20 protein-coding genes, 2 pseudogenes and 1 other annotated feature are annotated in these 18,639 nt (G+C 39.5%); of the genes and pseudogenes, 14 read left to right on the top strand and 8 right to left on the bottom strand.

Annotation, left to right across the window (positions count from 1 at the left end):
- Positions 1-167 precede the first annotated feature (167 nt).
- Both ACEWFH_RS15260 and gnd read right to left on the bottom strand, forming a co-directional pair.
- Positions 168-684 (bottom strand): annotated as a pseudogene (locus ACEWFH_RS15260) (acyl-CoA thioesterase).
- Positions 685-796: 112 nt separating this feature from the next.
- Positions 797-1,693 (bottom strand): phosphogluconate dehydrogenase (NAD(+)-dependent, decarboxylating), encoded by an 897-nt coding sequence (gene gnd / locus ACEWFH_RS15265; protein WP_473724663.1) that lies wholly within the window; start codon positions 1,691-1,693, stop codon positions 797-799.
- Positions 1,694-1,934: 241 nt separating this feature from the next.
- On the opposite strand from gnd, the gene ACEWFH_RS15270 reads away from it, so the two are divergent.
- Positions 1,935-2,801 carry a sulfite exporter TauE/SafE family protein gene (locus tag ACEWFH_RS15270; RefSeq protein ID WP_473724664.1) on the top strand — a complete coding sequence of 289 codons (867 nt, stop codon included), beginning with the start codon at positions 1,935-1,937 and terminating at the stop codon, positions 2,799-2,801.
- Positions 2,802-2,892: 91 nt separating this feature from the next.
- On the opposite strand, the gene ACEWFH_RS15275 is transcribed toward ACEWFH_RS15270, so the two are convergent.
- Positions 2,893-3,735, bottom strand: a complete 843-nt coding sequence (locus tag ACEWFH_RS15275; protein WP_473724665.1) for a DegV family protein — start codon at positions 3,733-3,735, stop codon at positions 2,893-2,895.
- A gap of 226 nt (positions 3,736-3,961) precedes the next feature.
- Here ACEWFH_RS15275 and ACEWFH_RS15280 point away from each other — a divergent pair, with 226 nt between their 5' ends.
- The 6 genes from ACEWFH_RS15280 (at position 3,962) to ACEWFH_RS15305 (ending at position 6,815) form a co-directional block, all read left to right on the top strand.
- The gene (locus ACEWFH_RS15280) at positions 3,962-4,405 is read left to right on the top strand and encodes a MarR family winged helix-turn-helix transcriptional regulator (protein ID WP_473724666.1); all 444 of its coding nucleotides are present in this window, start codon (positions 3,962-3,964) and stop codon (positions 4,403-4,405) included.
- A 466-nt stretch (positions 4,406-4,871) separates the two neighbouring features.
- Complete coding sequence (locus ACEWFH_RS15285) at positions 4,872-5,297, top strand: helix-turn-helix transcriptional regulator (RefSeq protein ID WP_473724667.1); 426 nt, start codon at positions 4,872-4,874, stop codon at positions 5,295-5,297.
- Positions 5,279-5,824, top strand: coding sequence for a WYL domain-containing protein (locus ACEWFH_RS15290; protein WP_473724668.1), 546 nt, complete (start codon positions 5,279-5,281; stop codon positions 5,822-5,824). The genes ACEWFH_RS15285 and ACEWFH_RS15290 overlap by 19 nt, the downstream gene beginning before the upstream one ends.
- A gap of 63 nt (positions 5,825-5,887) precedes the next feature.
- The gene (locus ACEWFH_RS15295; protein WP_394603597.1) at positions 5,888-6,079 is read left to right on the top strand and encodes a cold-shock protein; all 192 of its coding nucleotides are present in this window, start codon (positions 5,888-5,890) and stop codon (positions 6,077-6,079) included.
- Between the two features lie 149 nt (positions 6,080-6,228).
- Positions 6,229-6,426 carry a hypothetical protein gene (locus tag ACEWFH_RS15300; protein WP_473724669.1) on the top strand — a complete coding sequence of 66 codons (198 nt, stop codon included), beginning with the start codon at positions 6,229-6,231 and terminating at the stop codon, positions 6,424-6,426.
- Between the two features lie 50 nt (positions 6,427-6,476).
- The gene (locus ACEWFH_RS15305; protein ID WP_473724670.1) at positions 6,477-6,815 is read left to right on the top strand and encodes a hypothetical protein; all 339 of its coding nucleotides are present in this window, start codon (positions 6,477-6,479) and stop codon (positions 6,813-6,815) included.
- A 99-nt stretch (positions 6,816-6,914) separates the two neighbouring features.
- On the opposite strand, the gene ACEWFH_RS15310 is transcribed toward ACEWFH_RS15305, so the two are convergent.
- The 3 genes from ACEWFH_RS15310 to ACEWFH_RS15320 all read right to left on the bottom strand — a co-directional run bounded on the left by ACEWFH_RS15310 (position 6,915) and on the right by ACEWFH_RS15320 (position 10,679).
- Entirely contained in the window at positions 6,915-8,786 is a 1,872-nt protein-coding gene (locus tag ACEWFH_RS15310) for a heavy metal translocating P-type ATPase (RefSeq protein WP_473724671.1), read from the bottom strand.
- 202 nt (positions 8,787-8,988) lie between these two features.
- Positions 8,989-9,795 (bottom strand): ABC transporter permease, encoded by an 807-nt coding sequence (locus ACEWFH_RS15315; RefSeq protein WP_473724672.1) that lies wholly within the window; start codon positions 9,793-9,795, stop codon positions 8,989-8,991.
- Positions 9,792-10,679, bottom strand: a complete 888-nt coding sequence (locus tag ACEWFH_RS15320) for an ABC transporter ATP-binding protein (RefSeq protein ID WP_473724673.1) — start codon at positions 10,677-10,679, stop codon at positions 9,792-9,794. Before ACEWFH_RS15320 ends, ACEWFH_RS15315 begins: the two co-directional genes overlap by 4 nt.
- A gap of 275 nt (positions 10,680-10,954) precedes the next feature.
- On the opposite strand from ACEWFH_RS15320, the gene ACEWFH_RS15325 reads away from it, so the two are divergent.
- From ACEWFH_RS15325 to ACEWFH_RS15340, 4 genes and pseudogenes are all read left to right on the top strand, one after another.
- Positions 10,955-11,416 carry a TetR/AcrR family transcriptional regulator gene (locus ACEWFH_RS15325; protein WP_473724674.1) on the top strand — a complete coding sequence of 154 codons (462 nt, stop codon included), beginning with the start codon at positions 10,955-10,957 and terminating at the stop codon, positions 11,414-11,416.
- A gap of 39 nt (positions 11,417-11,455) precedes the next feature.
- Complete coding sequence (locus tag ACEWFH_RS15330) at positions 11,456-11,902, top strand: NUDIX hydrolase (protein WP_473724675.1); 447 nt, start codon at positions 11,456-11,458, stop codon at positions 11,900-11,902.
- Positions 11,903-12,238: 336 nt separating this feature from the next.
- A pseudogene (locus tag ACEWFH_RS15335) lies at positions 12,239-12,855 on the top strand (DUF47 domain-containing protein).
- A 12-nt stretch (positions 12,856-12,867) separates the two neighbouring features.
- Positions 12,868-13,866 carry an anion permease gene (locus tag ACEWFH_RS15340; protein ID WP_473724676.1) on the top strand — a complete coding sequence of 333 codons (999 nt, stop codon included), beginning with the start codon at positions 12,868-12,870 and terminating at the stop codon, positions 13,864-13,866.
- 152 nt (positions 13,867-14,018) lie between these two features.
- On the opposite strand, the gene ACEWFH_RS15345 is transcribed toward ACEWFH_RS15340, so the two are convergent.
- Positions 14,019-15,272 carry a dicarboxylate/amino acid:cation symporter gene (locus ACEWFH_RS15345; RefSeq protein ID WP_473724677.1) on the bottom strand — a complete coding sequence of 418 codons (1,254 nt, stop codon included), beginning with the start codon at positions 15,270-15,272 and terminating at the stop codon, positions 14,019-14,021.
- A gap of 129 nt (positions 15,273-15,401) precedes the next feature.
- Positions 15,402-16,832 carry a proline--tRNA ligase gene (gene proS / locus ACEWFH_RS15350; RefSeq protein WP_473724678.1) on the bottom strand — a complete coding sequence of 477 codons (1,431 nt, stop codon included), beginning with the start codon at positions 16,830-16,832 and terminating at the stop codon, positions 15,402-15,404.
- Between the two features lie 46 nt (positions 16,833-16,878).
- Positions 16,879-17,091, bottom strand: a binding site (T-box leader).
- Between the two features lie 208 nt (positions 17,092-17,299).
- On the opposite strand from proS, the gene ACEWFH_RS15355 reads away from it, so the two are divergent.
- From ACEWFH_RS15355 to ACEWFH_RS15365, 3 genes are read left to right on the top strand one after another with little or no spacing between them, the layout of a single operon-like run.
- Positions 17,300-17,746, top strand: coding sequence for a LysM peptidoglycan-binding domain-containing protein (locus tag ACEWFH_RS15355; protein ID WP_473724679.1), 447 nt, complete (start codon positions 17,300-17,302; stop codon positions 17,744-17,746).
- 17 nt (positions 17,747-17,763) lie between these two features.
- Positions 17,764-18,348, top strand: a complete 585-nt coding sequence (locus tag ACEWFH_RS15360) for a glycosyl hydrolase family 18 protein (protein WP_473724680.1) — start codon at positions 17,764-17,766, stop codon at positions 18,346-18,348.
- Positions 18,327-18,623: a hypothetical protein gene (locus ACEWFH_RS15365; RefSeq protein WP_473724681.1), complete on the top strand. Its 297-nt coding sequence runs from the start codon at positions 18,327-18,329 to the stop codon at positions 18,621-18,623. The genes ACEWFH_RS15360 and ACEWFH_RS15365 overlap by 22 nt, the downstream gene beginning before the upstream one ends.
- Positions 18,624-18,639: the final 16 nt, after the last annotated feature.

An 18,639-nucleotide genomic window follows, 5' to 3' on the forward strand; every position in this document is an offset into this window, starting at 1 on the left:
CCCCTAATCGTTTTCATCAATCGAAACGATTAGGGGCTCTAACAAATAACAGTTTTAATGCCAGGGTTCTGTATCCCTGGCTGGAAAAAGGTTAATTTTATTATAGCATCTTATTTTCAAAATGCGAATCTTAACACCTGCAATTTTTCAAAAATATATCTTTATGCTCACATCGGATCCCAAGGCTTTTTCACACCAAACTCTTTTGCTAGCTTCTTGCTTTCTTCACGCCGTTTTTCCTCGCAACCGCTCGTTCAGGAGCATGTTCGTTAAGCCACTTCTCTTCTGCTGTTTCAGGTATGGCTTTTGGTACTGGTGTCGGTTTTCCTTCCTCATCTAATGCGACAAATGTTAAAAAGAAACCGCACAGACTTTGCGTTCTCCAGACAATAAGTTTTCTGCGATCACCTTAACAAATACTTCCATTGAGGTGGTTTTTGTCCACGTTACAAACGACTCCAAACAAACGGAATGTCCCTCTTTAATCGGCTGTAAGAAATCAACAGAATCAGTCGAGGCGGTTACGACATTTTTTCGTGCATGACGAATGGCTGAAATGGCTGCTACGTCATCAATGTAAGCCATCAGTTTCCCGCCAAATAAGGTTCCATGATTGTTTGTATCTGGTGGAAGTACAACAGATGATTTAACCGTTCGAGATTCACGAACATACTTTTCTTCCATTATCAAAACTCCTATCCCTATCTCTTTATTACTAGTATATGTTGGAACACAATAAAATAATGAAAGACCCCCGCTCAAGAACACAAGCAAAGAGGTCTTTATGAGTCAGTTATTATTTTTTCACTACTGCATGTCCACCGAATTCGTTACGAAGTGCAGCAACTACTTTTCCGTGGAACGTGTCGTCTTCTAAAGAACGGAATCGCATGAATTGGGAAAGTGCGATAACTGGAGCTGACGCTTGGTAATCAAGTGCAGCTTCAACTGTCCAGATCCCTTCTCCTGAAGAGTTCATTACACCGCGAATATCTTCAAGTTTAGGCTGTTTGCTGAATGCATTTTCCATAAGTTCAATAAGCCAGCTGCGGATAACGGATCCATTGTTCCATACTCTTGAAACCGCCTCATAGTCATAATCGAAATCACTTTTATCAAGAATCTCGAATCCTTCACCGATCGCTTGCATCATACCGTACTCAATTCCGTTATGAACCATTTTCAAGAAGTGACCAGATCCAGCACGTCCTGTGATTAAAAATCCTTTTTCCACACAAATTTTTTCGTATAGAGGAGCAAGGTAATTTACTGCATCGTCATCTCCGCCCATCATCGCACAAAGACCGTAACGAGCACCGTCTGTTCCACCGCTCGTACCTACATCAACCAAGTGAATGCCTGATGTTTTAAGCTCTTCGTAACGGCGAAGAGTATGTTTGTACATGGAGTTACCAGCATCTACGATAATATCGCCTTCTGTTAGATGTGGTTTCAATTGATTGATGACTTGATCAACAATTTCACCAGCAGGAACTAAAAGAATAACCGCTTTTCTTCCAGTAAACGAATTAGCAAGCTCTTCGATCGAGTCTACACCTTTCACGCCTTCAGAAGAAATTTCTTTTACCGTGTCTTTGTTAACATCTGTAGCGAAAACCGTGTACCCTTTGTCATTCATGTTTAGCGCCATATTAAAGCCCATTTTACCAAGGCCTATTAAACCGATTTCCATTGTTCATATCACTCCATTTTATGTATTTATACTGTTTGTATTATTCCACAAAATAAAGGCTCTTAACCTCTACTTGTTACACTGTCTATTACCTTATCGAAAAATGAACAAAAAAACAATTATTTCAGTTCAGTTTTTAACTTAATATCTCACAAAAATTCTTAAACCCTAACCATTTGACCTAAACCATTCACGCATTGTCCACATAATCTATAAGATATCTTTTATTGGAGGACAATCTGTGAAAAAAATAATAGTTCTGGCTTTAATCGGCCTCGTCGCTCAGCTCATCGACGGTTCGCTTGGCATGGCATATGGCGTAACTTCTACTACTCTTCTTTTAGTAGTCGGCTTCTCTCCTGCAATTGCATCTGCTTCCGTTCATCTATCAGAAGTGGTTACATCCGCCGTTTCTGGTTACTCACATTTTAAATTTGGCAATGTTGATATGAAAATAGTAAAAAAGCTAGTTCTCCCTGGGGCAATTGGCGCCTTCTTAGGGGCTGCTTTTTTAAGCTACATTCCCTCTTCTATCATTAAACCGTATATCTCGTTATTTTTGTTAGGACTTGGTTTTTATGTTTTGTTTCGTTTTTTGCTTTTGAAAGTAAACACTGGGAAAGATGTTGAAAAGTCAGAGGGTGGGTATAAAGAAAAAATGTACCAGCCTGTAGGACTGATCGCGGGATTTATGGATGCAACTGGCGGAGGAGGCTGGGGACCGATCACTACCCCTCTATTGCTTACACGCAGAGACCTTACTCCTAGCAAGGCCATTGGCTCAGTGAATTTTAGTGAGTTTGCGGTTTCCCTGTCCGCTTCAATCGGTTTCTTTCTGTTTATAGGATGGGAAACATTGTATTGGCAAGTTGTATTAGCGATGATGCTAGGCGGAATTATAGCAGCACCTTTTGCCGCTTGGTTAGTAAGACATTTAAAACCTGCATTGTTAGGAGTATTAGCAGGCGGGTTGATCATTCTGACGAATTTGCGGACAATTCTAAAAGAATTTTATTCCATTGAGCTATTTGCCGAATGGAATTATCTGTTGCCACTTCTTCTGTTATGGATTGTTTTGATCTACACTGCGCTGCGCAAAAAAGCATAAAAGCATAAAAACTTTCAGTTCTTAAAACAGCAAAAATGTCCATTTGAGATGGACATTTTTGCTGTTTTTGTATTTGTATGGGGTCAGACCCCTATTCCTCAAACCAAAGAATACCTAGCGTTCCTGCTCCCACATGCACTCCGACCGCGGGGCTCAGCTGCCCTAAGTTGAATGTGATGTTCGGATATTTTTCTCTTAATAGATAAAGCCATTCTTCAGCTTTCTCCGAAGATCCGCTGTATACCACACTCGCCCCATAAGCGCCGTTTTGTTTAGCAGCTTCTTCAAACAAAGCCAGAACACGCGACTCTGCCTTTTTAAGTGTTCTGATTTTTTCAAAAGGAACGAGTGAACCGTCGTCAAAGGTAAGGATTGGTTTAATCTGCAGAAGATTTCCTACTAGGAAACTTGCTCCTGATAACCTTCCGCCTTTCCTTAACTGTTCTAGACTTCCGATACACACATAGCCTTTTACGTGATTTGCTGTTTCGCGAAGCATTGAAGCTATTTCTTCTGCTTCTAATCCTTGTTCCTCGAGCTTCATTCCTTTTAATAGAAGCTGTTTCATTGATTCGGATATTATTTTAGAGTCAACAATATGCACCGGAAAATCAGCCATTTCCGCACCAAGTCTAGAACCATTGATTGTTCCGCTAAACTTCTCAGAAACGTGTATGGCGATTCCGCAATCATAATCGTGTTTAAGAACTTCGTAAAAATCGGAAAACTCACCAACCGTAGGCTGGCTTGTTTTAGGCAGTTCTGTAACGGTTTCTAATTTTGAATAAAATTCATCTGGCGTTATATCAACACCATCTTTATATATTTGGTTTTCCATGATAATTGATACCGGAATAATATGAATACCTAGTTTCTTAGCTTCTTCTTGAGTAATACAGCTTGTACTATCCGTAATCCATGCAATTCGTGCCATCTTGCATCCCCCTTTATCTCTCTATTTTTTATTAGATAGAAAGAAAAGAAATTCCTCTTTTCTCTATAAAAAATATTTTTATTTCTAAATTAAATCTATATTTCAATAGTTTAAATACTAGCACAGGGGTACACATTAAAAACTAGATACTTTATACTACACTTTAATGGAACTTATCGGAAATTTATATTAAAATAGGAGTAATGTAAGCTAAGGAGGCAGTACTGTGAAAGTGGTAGCAGATAGTAGAAATGTATTAATGGATGTAGAGCGCATAGAGAAAGCGTTTGTAGAAATCATGGATGTGTTAAAGCCTGAGATTTGGGAAGAAGAAGAGATTACCTCCACTCAATTCCAAATACTAAAGACACTTTCCACTCGCGAGAAATGGACGGTTTCTGAGATTGCTGATGCTATGAAAGTACGCGCAAGTGCTACTACCGTTATCATTGACCGTCTCGTAAAACGGGGATTAGTCGATCGTTATCGCTCTGACCTGGATCGAAGAATTGTATATGTGCAGCTAAATGAAACCGGTTTAGTAGCATTTACTGCGATTCAAGAGAAAAGAAACGGAGTGCTTTTGAAGTACATGTCCCAGCTGACGGAAAAGCAGCTAGATGATATGGTTCATTGTATTGAACACCTTTCTTCAATCGTTAAGAACTAATTAAACAAAATCCTGCTAAAACAATAACCGCAGCTTAGTTTTACTAACTTTCATACTAGAAAATTAACACGTTTTCCATTGGAATAACGTGTTTTTTATTTGGCTGTATTCTTAAACTTTCTTGTCTTTGTACGTGGTTGATTTCTGTTCGAGGTGCTCGCTTTTCGCGGGGCAGGAGTCTCATACCTTCCACTTCATTCAACTGTCACAGAAGAAAATAAAAATGAGGTTTGAAAGCAACAATCCTTTTAGAAAAGAGTCTTTTAATTTGGCTGTTGCTCTTGTAAGTGGTTGATTTCCTTTACAAGATGGTCAAGAAATAACAAAATGAGCCAAAAGCAACAGAATTTATAATTCATTTTATTTTTGACTTTATTTGGATAAACCCTAACATTTCAGTAAAAACGTACGATATAACAGACAAAGACTAGTACTAAAGTTTGAATACAAAAAATAGGGGTCAAACATGTCAAAGATAAAAAGGTTGGAAAGACTTTTACTTTCCATAAACTCAAAGAAACATTTTACATTAAAAGAATTAGCTGAAGAGTTCCGAGTATCTACTAGAACCATACAGCGTGATCTATTGAACCTTACTGAAATGGGATTGCCCATCGTTTCAGAATTCGGTCCGCATGGCGGTTATCGCATTGAGAACGATCGGATCCTTCCACCGATTGGATTTACTGAATTGGAGGCATCTGCCATCCTCTACAGTTTACAACCGTATAATGAGGATCCTTTCCCTTTTCAGTTGCAAAGTAAATCCATTGAGAACAAACTTCTTCATTATTTGCCAGAAGATGCTAAAGAAAACAGGGATCAGATTCAAAAACGTCTTTCAGTTCGGCTTCCGCTTCCCCTAAGAACAACATGGCACCGATTTTACTAGAAGCAGCGGTCAAACAGAAAATCGTTACGATTCTCTATCAAATGAACGACCAAAAGATGTATTGCAACATTCAGCTGATTGGGATTTATAGCGAAAATGGAGAATGGTACTGTCCAGCTTATTGCTACTCACTTATGGATTTTCATATTTTCAAACTTACAGACATCCAAAACGCGGTCATTAATTATGAGCCTATGGAAGTAAAAGACTTCTCTAGTGTTACGATTCACAACTGGGCAGCAGAAATTTCACCAAGAAGTTATTTAAAGCTAGATGCTGAAATTGCGCCAGGTGGATTGCCATATTGCAAGTCTCACCCCTTCCTACATCAATTCATAAATAAAATCAATGAAGGCTCAGAGGGACTTACGGGGAATATTTTAGTCACATATATAGAAAAGGTTGCTGAATATTTGTGGCCATTAAAAACAAACATCATCATCCATTCTCCAAAGGAAATTAAGGAACTTCATGCACAGTGGGCGAAAGAAATTTATGCTCAAAATGAAGCTATTTTAAATATGTAATCAAAATGATACATATTTTTCCTCTTTTAGGCGTATACTATAAGTAGAACAGAAAAGGGGGATATCTATGGCTTTTTTTCAAAACAACCCGCAGAGCCGATTCCAGACGTAGAAACAAAGGTATGGGCATGTACGAGTGACGGTTGCTCATGCTGGATGCGCGCTGATTATTCTTTGCAAAAAGAACCGCAATGCCCCATTTGTCAATCAGCAATGAATGAGGAAATTCGAATGCTTCCTGAACTCAAAAGCTAATGAAATAAATAGAAATCAGCCGGGTGTAAATTCACCCGGCTTTTTCTATGTCTATAGTTGGAAATGCTATACCTGCTAACGATAAAGGGTTTAGTTCTTCTTTCATCCGGGTACGTTTTGTATACAGACTAAAAGGAGGATTTGATACTATGCGTAACGATACAACGACAACAACAACTACAGCGGAACCCGTTTTCACACATTCGGATTTCCAAACACGTGACAATTATAATACGGACGTTAGCAAGAAAGGGAATGCTTCTGGTTTTACTACGGGACTCGTAGTAGGAGGTCTTGTAGGAGCGGCAGCAGCTTTGTTATATGCTCCTAAAAAGGAAATGAGTTAAGAAACGATCTTCGTGATTCATCTATTAAGCTAAAAGAGCGCACACAGCAAATGAAGGACGAAACGAGGTTAAAAGCGCAACTCGGAAAGATGGACGCAAAAGACACGGTTGCATCCATTAAAGAAAAATCCGGAAACCTCTCTTTTTCTGCACGTCAAAAATTGCAAGAAGCAAAGAGCACGGTAAGTGAAGCGAAAAGTGAAACAAAATCTGCAATTGATGAAGCAAAGAGAGAAGCTGAAAAAGATAGCTACCAAACCAATTCACAAACTCAAACAAAAGCAGTTGTAACTCCGCGCACGATGAATTCAACCGATACACAGCAAAAGACGGGAACGGATTCGACTTACGAAAAGAAACAAACTGACATTAACAAAAATTCTTATTAAAAATAAGCTCTATTATCTATGTACTGTTGATTTCCTTAGAAACCAGGACATAACAGAGCCATAAAATAAAAAGCCGTGACATGATGTCCGGCTTTTTCCTTATCCCTTTAATAGTCTGAGCCCATTTAAAATGACTAAAATCGTACTTCCTTCGTGCCCGATCACTCCAAACGGCAAAGAAAGAAATTCAAGATAGTTGGCACAAAGCAGTGCAAAAATGACACCGATTGAAAATGCTATATTTTGCTTAATAATCTTAGAGAGTCGTTCGGACAGCTTCATCGCATAAAGCAATTTGCTAAGATCATTTTTCATCAATACCACATCTGCTGTTTCAATTGCTGCATCACTTCCCATACCCATTGCTACACCAACATCAGCAACAGCAAGTGCCGGAGCATCGTTCACCCCATCCCCGATCATCGCTACAACATTTTGCCGCTCTTTCCAATTTTTTATTGTATTTACCTTATCTTCAGGCATACAGGAATAACCGACTCTATCTACCTTTGCCAGTCTGCCTATTGCTTCTGCCCCACGTTTTGAATCTCCTGTTAGCATAAGCGTTAAAATCTGTTTCTCCTGAAGAGCTTGAATGGCTTCAACTGTTTCTTCCCTTATGGTGTCTCCAATTAAAAAATAGGCTGCAAGCTCATCATCGACAGTAACATATACAACGGTATGACCGGCTTCCCCTTCTCCCTCTTCAACTTCAGACAATAGCCTGCATTCTTGTTTTTCAGAGATTCCCGTCCAACACCGGCTGCCAATTCTCCAAGTGACTCCCTCTATTACAGCTCTTACTCCATTCCCAGGAACATCTTCAAAAAGACCCAAATCCTGAGGTGATTTCTTTGGCTCTGATTGAAGATTTTCCATAATTGCCTTTGCAAGGGGATGCGTACTATTTTTCTCGATCGCATGTATGATAGAAACCAAGTTTTCTCTTTTAAGCGCACCGTGCACATATTTAGCAAGTTTTACAGAAGGACTGCCTTTTGTTAATGTCCCGGTTTTATCAAAGGCGATCACGTTAACCAGACTTAATTTCTCTAGAAAAACACCGCTTTTAAAAAGAATTCCGTGCTTAGCTGCGTTCGACAAAGACGCTAAAAGAGCAGGCATGGTGGAAGCGACTAATGCGCATGGAGACGCAACAACTAAAAGAATGCACGCGCGGTATAACGATTCAGAATAACTCCAAATTCCCGTTGATCCAGGTACTAATATGGTTAGCGCGGCAGCTAACAGCACAAAAAGAACATATTTCGTTTCAAATTCTTCTATTTTCCGCTGAACAGGAGGTGCTTCACTTTGCGCCTTATTCACAAGGTCTATCATTCTTTGAAAAATAGAATTCTTCATGTGTTTCGTAACCGTGACCTCCAGAAGGCCCGATTGATTAAGAGTTCCCGCAAGAACTGCTGATGATATTCCAACCTCTTTTGCGATTGGTTCTCCTGTCAGAGCGGATTCATTTACAAATGAGCTGCCTTTTAAAACAATGCCATCCGCAGCTATGCGTTCACCAGGTTTAACTTTTATAATATTGCCTGGTTCTAAGGATGAAGCATTCACCCTAAATTCTTTATCGCCTGATAGGAGCCAGGCTTCTTCAGGTTGTAAGGAAATGAGCGCTTTAATCTCTCTATCACTTTTTTGCAGAGTGTACATCTCTAATGCACCAGAATAAGCAAAAATAAGAATAAGGACAGCTCCTTCACCCCAATAACCAATCGCAGCCGATCCGATCGCAGCAAACATCATCAAGAGCTCTACATTCAACTGCTTTTCCTTGAGACTTTCCTGTATCCCCTCCACCGCTTTCGCGTAGCCACCAACTACAAAAGCTAACAGATAAAAAAGAACATAAAAAGGGGATTCTGAATACTTTTCCATCATCCAGGCCGATAGAATGAATACACCGGCTGTCGTTGCCATAATAAGTTGAGTCCGTGCAGAGAGTTCCACCTGAACATCCCTCCCGTGTATTGATAATAACTATCATCCTCAAGTACCCTTAAAAAGCAGAAATGCTGCCGTCTTTTACGACAGCAGCCTGAAAACTATCCAATATTCGGTTCCTAGCTCTAACAGTGTATGTTTAACTTTTAAGAATGTGACACGATTTATTTACTTTATTATACATGGAAACTTATTGTTTTAGAATTCTTTATAAAGGCAAATTTCTTCGCTTGAATACAATGATGCTTACTCCAAACAATAGAATCGTTGTTACGGTAAGGATAGAACCCGTCAGTAAAGCATCTGTTTCATTGTTGATCATCTTAATGGGATCATACAATTTAAAGATTGAAAAATTTAACAGCGATTCTGTTTTCTCACTTAATTTGCCTGCCATGTTGAACATGTAGAATACAAGTGTGATACCTGCTGATATTCCAAGTGCCCTCTTCTCATCGTTGCATACTGACGAAATAAAGAAGCAATAACCCGCAATGCAGGAAAAGATGAGAAAGGTCAAAACATTTAGTTTAATAAATGACGCAACGTCCAAGTCATAACCACTAATCAGCCACTCGCTTGCTGCTATACCGCTTAAAGTAGTAAAAATAACGATTAAACCAAGGCCAGTAATCATAACAGCCGCTTGTGTTGCAGCAATCTTAGCCCTTGAATTTGGTGTTGCGAGTAAATATGCCATAGAGCCTTGATCAACAAGGCGTGCCATTATACGAGTTGAAGTTAAAATCACATATACCATCAAAATGATTAAAAACAGCATGCCGTAAAATTCACCCGCTATATAATCAGACAACGAGTTAATGCCATTCTCCATTCCGATCAGCTTTCCCATTCCTTCTGGCAAAGCATTGATCATCTCGTTAAATCCCTTCATATCGGCAATGGAAGGGTAGATCCAAATAATAAGTACGATATACGCTACAGCACCATATATAAAACCACCAAGCATCTTCCCGTGACTCTTCATCATTGAAAGGTATAGAGGCCAGCTCATCTTGCCACTTCCCTTCTATCGTAATAATGCATAAAAATATCTTCCAAATCCTGTGGCCGTGTATCGAGATGCTGCACTTCACATTGACTTAACAATTGGATAAATTCCTGGTCATTTCCCTGAACCGTAATATGAACGGTTCTGTCCCCTCTGACTTCTGTTAAGAGTGAGGATTGAATCATTTTCTCCATATCCTCGTCCGTTCTAACTTTCACTTCGAACACTCGCCGTTGAACGGTTCTGAGTGAATGCATATCTTCTAGCGCTACTAATTTGCCATCCTTAATAATACCTGCCGAATCACATGTACGCTCAATTTCCTGAAAACTGTGAGAGGACATGAGAATGGTTTTGTTTTTCTGTTTTTCTTCTAAAATCAAGTCTATAAATACTCGCTGCATAAGCGGGTCAAGCCCCGATGTGGGTTCATCAAGTATAAGCACTTCAGGTTCATGCATGAATGCAGCGATAATACCTACCTTTTGTTTCATCCCCTTAGACATCTTACGAATTGGCGTTTTCACATCCAACTGAAACCGTTCAATCAGTTCGTCTCTTCTTTTTGTTTCTTTCAGCTTTCTCATTTGTTGAATAAGAGTCAGAAAGCCCATGCCTGTCATTCCCTCTAAAAACACAATCTCTCCAGGCAGGTAGCCTGTTTGTTCATGAATCAGAGCGGAATCTTTCCAGCAGTCCAATCCATTTATTGATGAATGACCGCTATCTGGTTTCATAAAACCCATCAAGTGGCGAATCGTTGTTGATTTTCCTGCACCGTTCGGACCGATATATCCAAAAATTTCACCTTTTTTCACTTCAAAATGCAGATCAAACAATCCTTTTTCTGGTGTGAATACTTTTGTAAGTCCATCTACTCTAATCATTGTCCCACCCTCTTTTTGAAATATTTATATGCGTATATTTCAAAATTATCATATATCTTTTCTCTTTTTATGGCAATACTTTTTGAAATATCTTATTTGTTATTTTTCAAAATATGTTTTATTCTAATGAAGAGGTGAAGGAAATTGAACGGATATGAACGGCGTAAGAAACAAAGAAAGCAGATATTAAGCAAGCTGCTTTTTCCCTTTTCCAACAACAAGGATTTAAAGATATTAAAATTGAAGACATCGCAAAGCAAGCTGGTGTATCACAGGTGACCATCTATAATCACTTTGGCAGCAAAGAAGCTTTGTTCCGGGAAGTGGTTAAAGACTTTACTGAACAACAATACGAGTTCCATAAAGAACTATTTAATAAAGACCTTTCGTTTCAAGAAAAAATGAAGAAGAGCATTCTTCATAAGACAAAAGAGGTACTTAACATTCATCCTGAAGTCATCCAAGAGATGATGTTAAACGACGAACAATTAAGAACATATTTAGCTGAATTTCAGGCCAAATATGCTATTCCATTAATTGTCGGCTTAATAAAAGAAGCGCAGAATAATGGAGAGATTAATCCTAACCTGTCTGAGCAATCCATTATGCTTTATATCCAGCTTTTCAATAACGACATGCTGATCTCAATGATCACGGGTGAAAACGGTAAAAAGCTGGCTACAGATATTTTTCAAATGTTTTTCTATGGATTGTCTATGCCAACGGAAAATAACTAAAGAAACACAACCACAAACACGTTGTTAAGGAGATGAATCATGTTTATTGTTAATGTAGAAGCGGCAGTTTACAAAGAGAATAAATGGTTAATTATTCAACGCAGTCTAAAAGAAGAACATGCCGCTGGTGCACTTTCTCTAGTAGGCGGTCAAGTTGAGGATGAAGGAAACTCCTCAGATATCCTAGAGCGAACAGCCATTCGAGAAGTATACGAAGAAGTAGGTATCACAATATATAATCCTCTTCACTACGTCCATAGTACTTCCTTTATCTCGGATTCAGGTAAGAAAGTTGTAGATATCGTCATGCTGGCAAAATACGAATCAGGTGAAGCTCACCCCAAAAGCAAAGATGAGGTCGAGAACGTACTTTGGCTGACAACTGAAGAAATTCTTACTCACCCATCTACCGGACCGATTGTAAGGGAAAGCATCAAACGAGCACAAATGGTTAAAGACCGTTTAACCACATCATCTGCATATTGAAGACTTAAGAACGGATCATTATTTTCCGTTCTTTTTTTACTGGCTTGCTATTGTTTTGTTAAATGAATGAGGAAGCTTCAGTCAAAAGAACACATCGATTAAGCAGTTTAAAGCCGCCTTTTCAATAGGAATATTCGAACAAAATTAGCAATACCCCTTTTGTAAAAAGTTTGTAAATTTTTAATTACAAAACCTACAAATTCGACAAAAACTATCAATTTTTTTCGACTTTATATATAATGTTTTGGATGGGTAAAAAGCTTAACAGAGAAAAGCTGTCCATTATAAAAAAAGATACAAAGAAAAAGGATTAAAGACATTTTTTTGGAGGGTACTATGTTTACAAAGAAAAAAGATAAGTTCATGGTCATGCTAACGGATATTGCCAGCAACTTAAAAGACTCTGCTGGTTACTTCCACGATTTCAAAATCAAGAACCAAGATGACTTGCGCGAGTTTGCAGATCATCTGAAACAACTCGAATCAAAAGGTGACTCTTACGTTCATACCGTTATCATGGAACTGAACAAAGTTTTTATTACACCAATTGAGAGAGAAGATATCTTGTCACTTGCAATGAGCATGGATGATATTTTAGATGGCATTGAGCAATCATCTGCTTTGTTTGACATTTATGCGATCACAAACCCTGATCAATACATGGTTAAGTTTGTTGAGTACATCAAGTTAAGCGCTGATGAAATACTGCTAACCGTTAACCTTTTATCTGAGAAAAACTTCTTGATATGCGTGAACATGCTATTAAAATTAAAGATTACGAATCAAAGTGTGACGATTTATACCGTGAAGCACAGCGTGAATTGTTTGCAACTCAAACAGATCCGATCAAAGTTATTAAGTATAAAGAAATGTATGAAGTGCTTGAAGGCATTGCCGACAGCTGCCAGAACGTTGCCAATACTATCGAATCTATCATTATGAAAAACGCGTAAAGGGTGGCTGGTATGGATACAGTATTACTCATTACCATTCTTGTTGTTATTGGTGCGCTTGCATTTGATTTTATTAATGGATTTCATGATACAGCGAATGCGATTGCTACATCCGTTTCAACAAAAGCATTAACACCTAGAAGAGCCATCATTTTGGCTGCTGTCATGAACTTTGTCGGAGCCATGACGTTTACTGGTGTTGCCAAAACAATTACAAAAGATATCGTGGATCCTTTTACACTTCAAAATGGGTCAGTGGTTATACTAGCCGCTCTTATTGCAGCAATTGCTTGGAACTTGATTACGTGGTACTACGGTATTCCAAGTTCATCATCACATGCAATTATCGGATCAATCGCTGGTGCTGCGATTGCATCTGCAGGATTTGGAGCTTTGCACTATTCCGGATTTCTTAAAATCATCTACGGTTTACTGCTTTCACCGATTTTAGCATTTGCAGTTGGATTTATTTTTTATAACATTATTAAGGTGTTGTTCAAAAATAGTAACTTAACCAAAACAAACAACGGTTTCCGTAAAGTTCAAGTTGTTACAGCCGCTTTCCAAGCCTATTCACATGGAACGAACGATGCGCAAAAAGCGATGGGAATCATTACAATGGCGTTGATCGCCAACGGCTACACAGACAGTACAGACATTCAATTATGGGTACAAGTTTCCTGTGCGCTTGCAATGGGTCTTGGAACATCCGTAGGTGGTTGGAAAATCATTAAAACAGTAGGCGGAAAGATTATGAAGATTCGTCCTGTTAACGGTGTTTCTGCCGATTTAACCGGTGCTTCAGTAATTCTTGGTGCGTCCGTATTAGGGATTCCTGTTAGTACAACACACGTAATTACATCATCTATTCTAGGTGTTGGTGCATCCCACCGCTTAAAAGGCGTTAAATGGGGTACGGCAAAGACAATGTTAATCACGTGGTGTATTACATTACCGATCTCTGCTGCATTAGCTGCTTTATCTTATTTTGTTTTAAATTTATTCTTTTAATTAGCAAAGCCTGGGCTTATCCCAGGCTTTTTTTATGTTATACGTAAAGCATCAGAAGATGTTTCAGTATTAACTATCGTTTTATATTTGTAACTAGTATTGATCATCAAAAAAACTCTCTAACTCGGTTTTGAGTAAGAGAGTTTTTGAACTTATGCACCTTTTTGCTGAGTTAATGGAGCTGTCTTTTTCAGAAGCCAGTTCTTTCCTTCAACTAGACGTGCAGTCATCATACTTGCTACATTATCCCCTGTTGCGTTCAGCAATGTGGCTGGCGGGTCAATAATAGCGGAAATCGCTGCAATGATCGGAAGAGCTTCAGGAGGAAAACCGAATAAAGACAAAATCAGCATTTCTGCGATTAAACCGCCTTGAGGAATGGCTCCCATAACCATTCCAACTAAAAGGGCAACACCGCCAACAAGCAGATACGTGTTGATGCCTGAGAAATCCATGCCGAAAATCCCAAAAAGGAATGTAATCTTTAGAACTCCTCCGATAACCGAACCATCTTTGTGAAGTGTTGCACCAAGCGGAATCGTTGTTTCGCTGATGTCATCAGGCACTCCCATCTTCTTCGTTGCTTCTAAGTTAACAGGAATGCTTGCCGCTGAACTACATGTTGCAAGACTTGTAACAGATGGCGAAAGCATGTTTTTCCAGAACGTACGAATACCAAGCTTCCCATGTGCCATAAACGCATAAAGCGTAAAGAAACCAAAGAAATACAGAATGGAGAACGGATAGTAAAACAATACCGCTTTAAAATAAGAGCCAAGTAGCGTTGGACCGAACTCTCCAACTAGTGCTGCGAAATAAGCACCTAACCCAATGGGTGCATAGTACATCACGTACTTCACCATTTGCAGAGTAACTTCGCTTCCCGCTGATAAGAAGTTTGCGAGTGGTTTTGCTTTTTCTCCGACTTTTGACGTCGCAAGACCTAGTAAAACAGAAAAAAGAATAAGTGCTAACATATTTGCACGGCTTAAAAGATCAACAAAATCCGGAACCGTTACCGTGCTGACAAGTTGATCACCGATTGACACTTGTTCGCTTGCTGCATCAGGTTTTACAAGGTCGATTTTAACTCCTTCTGATGGCGGAAAAACCTTAATGCCTGCCATACTGATGATTGCCGCAACCGTACCTGTAAACAAAAAGACAATCAGCATAGAGCTAATAATTTTACCAAATCGTTTTGCTCCAGCCATGTTTGCAACACTCGATGAAATGGAAAAGAAAACGAGTGGAACAACAATCATGAACATCACGTTTAGAAATAAGTCCCCAAACGGCTTAAGCACCGCTGCATCCTTGCCCATTGTTGAGCCAACGACACTTCCGGCAATAATAGCCAAAAGTAAAATAATAGGCGAGCGGTATGCTTTCCACGTATTTTTCATAAAACATTCTCTCCTTAAATAGATTCATAGCCACTTTATCTATTTTATACTGAAAAAATATTTTTCATAGAGTTTAACGAAAAAAAGTAAGGGAAGGGGACAGACCCGGGTCTGTCCCCTTGCTTTTACTTAATACGCTTTAGCCCAATAGACGAGGTGCTTGCCTTCTTGCTCGCAGCACACACACTTTTCCGAGACCTTTTCTTGTTCAAATGGCATACATCTCGACGTTGCACCTGTTTCGTCTTTAATGAAGTTTTCACATGCTTCATCTCCGCACCACATCGCTTTTATAAAGCCACCTTTGTTCGCAAGGCTATTTTTAAAGTCATCAAATGATGTCACCGTTGTTGTTTGGTTTTCTCTATGTGTTTTTGCTTTTTCAAACAAGTTGTTTTGGATATCCGTAAGAATCTGCTGAACTTGAGTTTCTAGATCTTGCAGAGATACTGTTTGTTTTTCTCCTGTATCACGGCGAACTAAGATAACCTGCTGCTGTACAATATCACGTGGTCCGACTTCTAAACGGAGAGGAATCCCTTTCATCTCATACTCGTTAAATTTCCAGCCTGGTTTCTTATCACTAGCATCAATTCCTGTTCGGATTGTTTTAGAAAGCTTTTCTTTTAGGTCGTATGCAAAATCAAGGACACCTTCTTTATGCTGAGCGATTGGAACAATCATAAGCTGAGTTGGTGCAATCTTTGGAGGCACGACCAGTCCTCTGTCGTCTCCATGTACCATGATCATCGCCCCGATAATTCGAGTCGTAAAGCCCCATGAGGTTTGCTGAACGGTTTGGAGTTTGCCTTCTCTGTTCGTAAATTCAATGCCGAACGCTTTTGCAAAACCGTCTCCCAAGTGATGTGAAGTTCCAGACTGCAACGCTTTTCCGTCATGCATAAGACTTTCAATGGTATACGTGTATTTCGCGCCAGCAAACTTTTCCTTCTCTGTCTTCTGTCCTTTGATGACCGGAATGGCGAGATATTCTTCGCATAGTTCGGCGTATACGTTAAGCATGCGAACCGTTTCTTCATGCGCCTCTTCATCTGTTTCATGGCACGTATGACCTTCCTGCCAGAGAAATTCGAGTGTTCGAAGGAAAGGTCTTGTTGTCTTTTCCCATCTCACAACGTTTGACCACTGGTTGTATAGCTTTGGCATATCGCGATATGAATGGATAATGTTTTTAAAATGCTCAGCAAAAAGCACTTCTGATGTTGGACGGACACATAGACGTTCTGTCAGCTTTTCTTCACCGCCATGCGTAACCCACGCGACTTCAGGTGCAAAACCTTCAATGTGGTCTTTCTCTTTTTGCAGAAGGCTTTCTGGAATGAAGAGAGGCATGTATACATTTTCATGACCTGTTTGCTTGATTTGGTTGTCGAGCTCCTTTTGAATGTTTTCCCAAATCGCATAGCCGTAAGGTCTTAGAATCATGGACCCGCGAACACTTGAATAATCGATAAGTTCAGCTTTTGTTACAACATCTGTATACCACTGCGCAAAATCATCTTCCATGCTTGTTACGTCTTTTACAAAATCCTTTGCCATTGTTTGTACTCCTCACTATTAGAAAATAAAAAAAGCCATGCTCATCATTAGGGACCAAAAATTGGCGGTACCACCTTAATTCAAAGCATAGCTTTACACTCTTTCATGATAACGGTATTGAACCGCTGATATCTTCTACTCGTTTCAGATACAGAACTCAGAGGCAGGTTCGATTGGTTGTCAGTAGGAACCTTTCACCATGAAGTTCCCTCTCTATAAAAGACAAGATCAATGTACTAATCCTCTTCCATGTTTCACTGTTGATATGTTTTTTTGAAATTATATGTGATATTGGCATGAACTGTCAAATATAATTTTAAATTATTCATATGCATCCCACTTTCGCTTTTCCACTGTATAACGTTGATGTAGAAGGGGGACAGACCCGGGTCTGTCCCCCTTCCTGTTTCTCATATTTCGCTTCTAGATTAAATACATTAGTTACAGAGCATAAGGAGGCGGATTTTATGGATATTCATGTGGTTCAACGAGGTGATTCTCTTTGGAAAATTTCTCAGCGCTATGGTGTTTCAATAACATCAATAGTAAGAACAAATGCTATAGAAAATCAAAATGTGCTGGTCGTTGGCCAGGCACTCGTTATCCCCAACGACTTTCCTACTTATAGAATTCAGGCAGGTGATACTCTCTTTGAAATAGCTAGCCGCTACGGAACAACTGTTGAAAGTTTAATAGGTTGGAACAACATCCCTCTTGCTTCCGTTATTTATGAAGGTCAAGTGATAGATATTCCGATCCATGTTATCAAACAAGGGGAGTCTCTTTTTATGATTGCCAATCGATATGGAACATCGGTTGCTGATCTGCAAAAAGAAAATCGAATCGGAAACCCTAACCTTGTTTACGTAGGTACAAGACTTTCCATACCATACAAGAGGCCGGTAAAGAAGTAAACTCCTATGTTACGAACATGGGAGAGGCCAATCAGACAGAAGTTAGAAATGTAGGTTCATACTTAACCTACATCACGCCATTCAGCTATTCTGTAACCCGTACAGGGGAATTAACGTCTCTGCAGGATGAAGGAATAATCGCTGCAGCAATAGTCAACCGAGTTGCTCCTCTTATGGGAGTTTCCAATATAGAAGGAGATATGTTTAACTCCGATTTGATTAAAACCATTTTAGACAGCGATTCACTTCAGGAAACCGTACTTAACAACATATTGAACACGATGCGTGCAAAGGGGTTTCGCGGTGTTAACTTTGATTTTGAATATGTTTATCCAGAGAATAAAGAAGACTATAATACCTTTTTACGCCGCGCCGTCGCAAAATATAAACCATTAGGTTATTCGGTGTCTTCTGCCTTGGCACCCAAATACAAAGAAGATCAGCCTGGGTTATTGTATGAAGCTCATGATTATAAAGCACATGGTGAGATTGTAGATTTTGTAGTTGTCATGACGTATGAGTGGGGCTGGTCAGGCGGCCGCGCGATGGCGATCGCACCACTTGATGAAGTAAAAAAGTATTGGATTATACAGTTAGCGTAATTCCTCGCGAAAAAATCATGATGGGCGTCCCAACGTACGGACGTGACTGGACACTTCCTTTTGTTCAAGGAACGCAAGCCAAAACGTTAAGTCCTGTTGCGGCTGTTAATCTAGCAGCAAAGATGAATGTCTCCATTCAGTTCGATGAAGGTGATGCTTCCCTTGGTTTAAATACCGCGACAATCAGGGGAAAGAGCATGAGGTATGGTTTGAAGACGCAAGAAGCATGCAGGCCAAGTATCAAACAGCTATTGATTATAATCTGCGCGGTGTGAGTTTCTGGGTACTCGG

It is taken from the genome of Fictibacillus sp. EA-CB0309 (assembly GCF_055814265.1).